Source organism: Dietzia sp. 111N12-1 (assembly GCF_001658045.1).
GTDB classification, from domain to species: domain Bacteria; phylum Actinomycetota; class Actinomycetes; order Mycobacteriales; family Mycobacteriaceae; genus Dietzia; species Dietzia kunjamensis.
In genome coordinates this window covers 1-2975 of record NZ_LSSV01000074.1, presented here as the reverse complement: position 1 = coordinate 2975, position 2975 = coordinate 1, and the positions used below count along the sequence as shown (strand labels likewise).

3 protein-coding genes are annotated in these 2975 nt (G+C 65.0%); 1 reads left to right on the top strand and 2 read right to left on the bottom strand.

Translation table 11 applies throughout. The features are described 5' to 3' along the window. The coding region (locus tag AYO52_RS18750) for a transposase (protein ID WP_216635340.1) at positions 1-568 on the bottom strand (568 nt) is incomplete at its 3' end. Between the two features lie 896 nt (positions 569-1464). Here AYO52_RS18750 and AYO52_RS17955 point away from each other — a divergent pair. Then, a complete protein-coding gene (locus AYO52_RS17955; protein WP_082924072.1) occupies positions 1465-1767 on the top strand; it encodes a transposase in 303 nt (100 codons plus the stop codon). Here the strand turns inward: AYO52_RS17955 and AYO52_RS15210 are convergent. After that, positions 1746-2897, bottom strand: coding sequence for an IS30 family transposase (locus AYO52_RS15210; protein WP_067719219.1), 1152 nt, complete (start codon positions 2895-2897; stop codon positions 1746-1748). The two genes, AYO52_RS17955 and AYO52_RS15210, sit on opposite strands and share 22 nt — an antisense overlap. Between the last annotated feature and the right edge of the window lie 78 nt (positions 2898-2975).

The following is a 2975-nucleotide window of genomic DNA, read 5'->3' as shown; positions in this document are numbered from 1 at the left end:
CGACGAACGGCACTTCGGCGACCTCGGCGTCGGAGATCCAGCGCTGCTCGGCCTGGTCGTAGACGGCGTTGGGGTAGGCGATCGGCTTCCAGGCTTTCTCTTCGATGCTGGCGATCGCGGCTTTGACCTTGGGATCCATCCGGGCGGTGACAGAGAACCCCACCTGGTGGCGCAGGGCGGTGCCCACGAACGCCCACCCGTAGTAGGCCGAGTCCGCCCGGCACAAAATCTGGCCACGAACCCCCGCGGCCCGGGCGGTGTTGACCGACTGCGCCAGCAGCCGGCCCGCCCCCGCCGCGGAGGCCGAGTTGCCCTTGCGCAGTCGCGCCCGGGCGATCACCGGCGCACTCTGCGAGGTGCTCAGTGCGGCAACTTGGATGTTCAGACCGCGCACCCGGGTGTAGCCGTAGGCGGCGGCCTGTTTGGCGTAACCGTGGACCTCGCGCACAGTGTCATCGACATCGATGAATGTGAGCTCTTCGCCGGCACCGCCACCGGCCACAAGCCGCGGCACTCGTGCTTGCAGCCCCGCCAGCACCGCTGCGCCGACGGCATCGAGTTGTTGCACGTGCCCGTTGAGTGAACGAGCGAAGGAATGTGCCCAGCGTGGACGGGGCACGCACGCCGGAGACCAACCGCCCCATCCCGCCGTGGCGCAACAGATCTAGATCGTCAATGCTGTCAGCGCCGGCGAGCATCCCGCCCACCACGCTCGAGGCCTTGGCCGCCGCGTTCGGCGAAGCAACGCTCAGCCGCAGGTCCAGAAGACCATGCAGACCGGCCGACTCGGCCAACCGCTTCGTCGGCACCAGACCAGACTCCGACACCAGGTTCGCATCATCGAACACCGGACAGATCGTGTGAGAGGATTTCACTCGCGAGGTGACCCTTCTGGGGGACGATTGGCGATTTCAGTAACCACCATTCTCCCTGCCCAGAAGGGAAACCTCGCCCTACGCCACGCTCACACCCCACTCTCCCTCGGTGGATCAGGCCTGAGTGGCCGCCTACAAGGCCACCATGACGTTGGCGCCGACCGGGCATAGGTTCAGCGAGATCGTCGCCGTGTGCTCGCGGCGGGAGATCGCGGCGGCCGGCGAAGACGATTGCCGCGTACGGCGTCACGGCCCGGGCAGGCGGCATCGATGAGCCCGGCCGAAATCGGACCCGAAGTCGCTGGATGCCCCCGACCGGCGCTACCCGATGCTCGTCCTCTCGCTACCCGATCAGCAGAACCCCGCTATCCGAAACGCGTCCCTAACATGCCGGGCCCGGTCACGTGTCGGTCCCGGCCGGGCCCTTCCCGCGAAGACGCGGGCCCCCGCCCGTGCTCGCGAGGGGCGGGGACGGACGGGCGCGCAGGTGGGGACGCGCGGGGTGTCGCAGGGTGCTAGTGGACCGTTCCCGCTCTGGTGGACACCCGGTGATGAGCGGTGAGTTCCCCCAAGATAGAGGGAGCGGATTATGGGATCTACTCGTCGGAGCTTCACTGCCGAGTACAAGGCCAACGCGGTAAGTTTGGTCATCGATGATGGCCGTGCGATCGCCGAAGTTGCACGCAGTATCGGCGTTCACGAGATGACGTTGGGGAAATGGGTGAAGAAGACTCGAGACGAGGGAAACGGTGAGTCTGACCGCCCGTTGAATGAGGACGAGCGGGCGGAACTCGAGCGCCTTCGCGAAGAAGTGAAGCACGCCCGGATGGAGGTGGAGTTCGCAAAAAAAGTAGCCTTGGATTCAAATCGTCAATGCAACAGGGCGGCGTAGCGTTCGGCGGGAGTGTCGTAGTCGAGGGTTTTCCGGGGCCGGTTGTTCAATCTCTCCGCGATTCGGTGCAAGTCAGCCTGGGAGTAGCCGTTCATGCTTGTCTTCTTCGGAAAATACTGACGAAGCCAGCGATTGGTGTTCTCGTTGGTGCCGCGCTGCCAGGGCGAGTGTGGGTCGGCGAAGTACACGCTGATCCCGGTGCCGGCGGCGACGTCTTTGTGTCCGGCCAGCTCCATGCCGCGGTCCCACGTCAGGGAGCGAGACATCGTCTCCGGGAGCGCCGACAGCTCCCGGCACAGTCCTTCAGTAACAGAGGACGCATGGCGTGAGTCGACCTGGACTAAGCAGGTGTAGCGGCTGGAGCGTTCCACGACCGTGGCGATCTGGGACTGCGCCGATCCGATTATCAAATCGCCTTCCCAGTGACCTGGAACAGCGCGGTCCGCGACGTCGTCTGGACGGGCATCAATCGACACGGCGTCTTTGATCTGCGAGCGCCACTGGCCGGAGGTGGTGTTGCTGACCGCGCGACGAATCGGTCTGCCGGTGCGCAACTGCTTCTGTAACGACTTGTCCAGCACATTCCAGGATTGGATGTACAGCGACCGATAGATCGCCTCGTGCGAGATCAGCATCCGCGACCCGGCTGGGTACTGCTTCTTCAGCCGACCAGCGATCTGTTCCGGAGACCATTCCTCTTTCAGGCGTGCAGCGACGTAGCCTCGCAGTACAGGGTTCGTGGCCAGCTTGGGCTTCTGAGGACGCCGGGCCCGGCGCCAGGCGCGGTCGTCTGCGTCGATGGCGCGATAGCGCTCCCTACCCTCGTTCTGCCCGACTTCTCGGCTGATCGTTGACGCAGGCCGTCCCAGCTGGCGACCGATCTGGCGGTACGAGTCGCCCGCCGCCAGACCGCGGGAGATCTCCTCCCGATCGGACAGACTCAATGTCCCCGCCCGGCGCTTCTGCGGCGACTGATAGATCCCGCCCTTGGGCCGCAGGATCGAAAACACCGAACCCGGCGGCGAGTCGACCGATCGCGAGATCTCACTGATCGACGACCCCGCCTTCCACATATCCCAGACCCGCTGCCGTTCCTCCGGCGGCAGTCCGGGCCGGCCAATCTTAGCCATCGTCCACCTCCACCATAAATTGCTTGGTGTTGCGTTGACGGTTTGAGTCTAAGGCGACCTGGTTCGCGAAAGACCCGC